Genomic DNA, 4,572 nt, shown 5'->3' with positions numbered 1-4,572 from the left:
TTTCCGGAGGACCGAGTGAAAGATCGAGCACCGGAGCGAAGTTGATGTCCACCCCGAGGAAGGAGAGGAGCCGTCCGGTGAGCTGTCCTTGACGGTAGGCTAATATCTCGCTTCCCGTAGCCCCTACCGCCATCGCCGAAGGCATTGGAGAGGTTATCGCCCCCAACCTGGAGACCGATCCTCCCTCTTCATCTATGGCGATGAGCGGGGGAGGGGAGATGATGGCTTTCAGTTCGGAGATAAAGGAGCGCGCTTCCTCGGCGGTGCTGAAGTTATGGGAGAAGAGGATCACCCCACCGGGCCTTATCATCCTCAGTATTCGCTCTCCTCCTAAGGTGAGCTTTGTTCCCGGTATGGGTAAAAAGAAGAGTTGGCCAACCTTCTCCGCAAGGTCCATAGCCCTATTCCAGTTTCTTCTTCAATCGATGGATGAGGTTCAAGGCATCGATCGGGGTGAGCCGATCCACATCCACCTTTTTGAGCTCCTCGACGATGGGATGACCGAAGTCGTCGAAGAGGGAGAGTTGCTCTTTCCCCTCTTTCTTTTTTCTCTCGCTCCGCCTCGCGGCGAGTTTGGGCTCCCCTTGTGGGGTGAACTCGTCCCGCTCGAGGTTGGTCAGGATTTCCTCTGCCCGGGCGATCACCGATCTGGGAAGCCCTGCCAGCTTCGCCACCTGGATGCCATAGCTCTTATCGCTTGCCCCCTCGACCACCTTGCGGAGGAAAACGAGGTTCCCCTTCCACTCCTTCACCGCCACATTGAAGTTCTTGATGCCGGGAAGGGTGAGGGCGAGATCGGCGAGTTCGTGATAATGGGTGGCAAAAAGGGTCTTTGCTCCGATCCGCGGGTGGTGATGGAGGAACTCAGCTACCGCCCAGGCGATGCTCACCCCGTCGAAGGTGGAGGTTCCCCTCCCTATCTCATCGAGGACGATCAAACTCTTCTTGGTAGCGTTGTTCAGGATGTTGGCTGTCTCCATCATCTCAATCAGGAAGGTCGATTGTCCTCGGGCGAGGTTGTCCGAGGCACCGACCCTGGTGAATACCCGATCCACCAGCCCTATCTCCGCCTCATCCGCGGGAACGAAGGAACCCATCTGCGCCATAATGGTGATCAGGGCTACCTGGCGGAGATAGGTGGATTTACCCCCCATATTGGGACCGGTGATGATCAGTATCTGATGGGTGTCCGTGTTCAGGTAGCAGTCGTTGGGGATGAACCTCTCGTCCTTCATTATCTCCTCCACCACCGGGTGACGACCAGCAATGATCTTTATCTCATCCCCCTCGGTTATCTTGGGACGGGTATAGCGGTTCCTCACCGCCACTTCGGCAAGGGAGCAGAGGACATCGAGGGTGGCTAAGGCATCGGCGGTTTTCTTTATCCTCCCCGCTGCCTGGGAGACCTTTTCCCTTACCTCGAGGAACAGCTGATACTCGAGTTCACCGATCCGCTCCTCAGCGGTTAGGACCTTTGCCTCGTACTCCTTGAGCTCGGGGGTGATGAACCTCTCTCCGCCGACCAATGTCTGCTTCCTGATGTAATCGTCGGGAACCAAGGAAAGATTTGCTTTCGATACCTCGATGTAATAGCCAAATACCTTATTGTAGCCCACCTTGAGCGAAGAGATACCGGTCCTCTTCCGCTCTTTCTCCTCGAGCGAGGCGATATATCCCTTCCCCTCGCGGGATATCTTCCTCAGTTCATCGAGTTCATAAGAAAATCCGTCCTTGATCAGCCCCCCCTCCCTTACCGTTGCCGGAGGTTCGTCAACTATCGCCTTTTCTATCAATTCCCTCACATCCTCCAGGGGGTCTATCTCCCCCTGGAGCTTCCCGATTATCTTGCTGTAGCAACCGGCGATCTCCTCCCTTATCTCAGGAAGCCGGGCAAGAGAGGACCCTAAGGCGATGAGATCGCGAGGCATCGCGGTTCCCACGCTTATCCTCCCCACCAATCTTCCGATGTCGTGCATCCTTTTCAAGATGCTCCTCAGCTTCTCCCTTCTTCTCGGGTCGTTTACCAGCTCCTCGACGCCGGAAAGACGTTCCTCAATCTCCTTCTTCCCCTTAAGAGGTCTTAGGAGCCAGCTTCTGAGCTTCCTCCCACCCATACCGGTTACGGTGAAGTCTATCACCCCGAGGAGTGAACCCTCCCGCGAGCCGTCTATCGCTGATCTCGTGAGCTCAAGGTTCCGCACCGTGGCGGAGTCGATCACCATATAGTCCTCGGTGTTGAAATAGGAGAGGCTCTCGATATGACTGAGTTCGCTTTTCTGGGTCTCCTTTAGATAATGGAGGAGAGCACCAGCGGCAGAGGAGGCGAGGGGGAAACCCTCAAGCCCAAACGGGGCGAGACTACTTACCCCAAAATGTTCGAGGATCATCCGTGGGGCGTAATCCGGGGAGAAGATCCACGAGGAGAGGGGGGTTATCGTGATGAGGGGAAACTCCTCCTTTATCCTGTTGGGGAGCTCGATGCCCTCGGGAATTATCAGCTCACTCGTTTTGAAATGATTGAGCTCATCCACCACCTTCTCCCAAATATCTCCAGAGGATATCTCGGTTGCAGTAAACTCGCCGGTGGAGAGCTCGATAAAGGAGATACCTACCCGGTCCTCTTCGGGGAGGATGGCGGCGAGATAGTTCCCCTCCTTCTCCTCAAGCAGCGAGGAATCAAGCGCTGTTCCCGGGGTTATGATCCGCACCACCTCCCGACGCACGATCCCCTTTGCCTGTTTCGGATCCTCGACCTGTTCGCAGATGGCTACCTTGTATCCCCGCCTTATCAGTTTGGTGATGTAGCCCTCAACCGCATGGTAAGGAACACCGCACATCGGGATTTTGCCTTCCTCACTTTTCGTCCTCGAGGTGAGGGCGATCTCGAGCTCCCGGGAGCAGGTAATGGCGTCCTCGAAGAACATCTCGTAGAAATCCCCCATCCGGAAGAAGAGGATGGCGTCTTTATGCCGCCTCTTTATCTCCCGGTACTGCTTCATCGCCGGGGTTAGATTGTCCTTGATCTTTTTCTTCTCCATCTGAGGTCAAATATCCTTCTGGATGATACCACAATCGCCCCCCCTTTTAAAGGGGCTGGCTGAACATCCTTGTTGAGATTCGGCTGGGATAGGTTCTTGCTTCGGAGCAGAGAGGTCGGTTGAGTAGAAGATAAAGGGTATTTTTCCCTTGACAAGTTTGTCCTATGTCTATTATTTTTGAGAAAACGAATCACCAAAAATAAATATAAGGAGGGGAGGGGAGGGATGAAGAGATTTTTCCTTTTTAGTTTGTGTTCAGTTTTTGTTTTTCTGCTTTCCTCCTGTAAGAGCTCAAGCACCTCCCCAATAACGAGTACCACCACCAGTGAGGTTCATGGACCGGTGGAGATAAGGGAGACGGGGGCTGATTTCAACACCATAGGAGAGGCGATAACCGCTGCGGAGGCGGGTCAGCATATCGATATCTATGCCGGAACCTATAACGAGAATATAGGGGTGAATAAGAAGTTGTACCTTGTCGGTGAGGACAAAGCGAGCGTAACCATCAATGGAGGAGGAGCAGAAAAAGCGGTGGAGTTCACCGCCGGTGCTAATGGCTCCGAACTGAGCGGGGTTACCATAAAGAATTCCGGATCAAATTATGGCGTTTATTCTGAGAATGTCTCCCTTGAGATAAAGGATTGCGTCATTGATGATTGCTACGCGGGTATATTTATGGCCAATCTAACTGGCTCAAGCACAGTGGATGAGGTGTTGATAGATGATGTCATCAATGCTTTCGGTGCGAAGGGGAGTGTGACGATAACCAATACTACGATTAGAAACTCTCTTAATGGTATTAGTTGTGAGCAGGGAAGTCAGAAGATAGCGAATTGTGTTATAACCAATAACAGAAACCACGGTGTTTTTTGTTGTAATTCCGGGACTCCTGATCTTGGGGGAGGAGCTCTGGGTAGTCCGGGGTACAATAAGATTCAAGGCAATAAATGGGATGTCTACAATCTCCAGCCCGCATCGCTTAAGGCAGAACACAACTACTGGGATCATAACACCACTTATGGGATAGACCACTACGATATATACGATGACGAGGAAGGAGGTGGTGGCGCGGTGGATTTCGTTCCCTTTGAGACGAGCGTTTTATTCTCTTCGCTCAGGATGAAGCCGGGGTTATCTTCCGCCTCCTCCTTGTTCAGGGATTTCTTCCGTTCCCTGTTCCGTGCTGATGGGGCTACCTCTGCGATGTATCTTCCCCGCTCGTTTGAGACGAGGATGATGGTTGCTCGCTATCAGCTTCTTCTTGGGAGGGGTCTTACCGCTGAGCGTTATTATCCTCCCCTAAGGTTGAGGATGAAGCGGTAGATAGCTTATCCTTATTTGAAGATAGAGGGGCATTCCTTGCCCCTTTTTATTTTGCCCAGCGTAAGAAGAGTTCGAACCTTCCTCACTGAGTGCGGTTTGCTCTTTCTTTGTTTTTTCCTCCTGAATTAAGGATAAAAATTGCCCTTTTTTCTTGACAAAAAACGAGTTATGGTTTAATCTTTAACAGAAAAAATTTAACATAATATTAAGG

The 4,572-nt window shown here is 52.2% G+C and carries 3 protein-coding genes; 1 reads left to right on the top strand and 2 read right to left on the bottom strand.

Going from position 1 to position 4,572, the window contains the following annotated elements; genetic code table 11:
* Together J7L64_09580 and mutS are read right to left on the bottom strand one after the other, a co-directional pair.
* Positions 1-397: glycoside hydrolase family 3 protein (locus J7L64_09580; GenBank protein ID MCD6452592.1), on the bottom strand; the 397-nt coding region annotated here is incomplete at its 3' end.
* Between the two features lie 4 nt (positions 398-401).
* On the bottom strand, positions 402-3,038 hold the full coding sequence (gene mutS, locus J7L64_09575) for a DNA mismatch repair protein MutS (protein MCD6452591.1): 2,637 nt from the start codon (positions 3,036-3,038) through the stop codon (positions 402-404).
* Between the two features lie 225 nt (positions 3,039-3,263).
* On the opposite strand from mutS, the gene J7L64_09570 reads away from it, so the two are divergent.
* On the top strand, positions 3,264-4,361 hold the full coding sequence (locus tag J7L64_09570) for a DUF1565 domain-containing protein (GenBank protein ID MCD6452590.1): 1,098 nt from the start codon (positions 3,264-3,266) through the stop codon (positions 4,359-4,361).
* The last annotated feature ends 211 nt before the right edge of the window (positions 4,362-4,572 follow it).

The sequence above is a fragment of the Acidobacteriota bacterium genome, assembly GCA_021161905.1.
Classification (GTDB): Bacteria; Acidobacteriota; B3-B38; order Guanabaribacteriales; family JAGGZT01; genus JAGGZT01.
The sequence above is the reverse complement of the archived record's forward strand: the minus strand, read 5'-3'. Positions and strand labels throughout refer to the sequence as shown.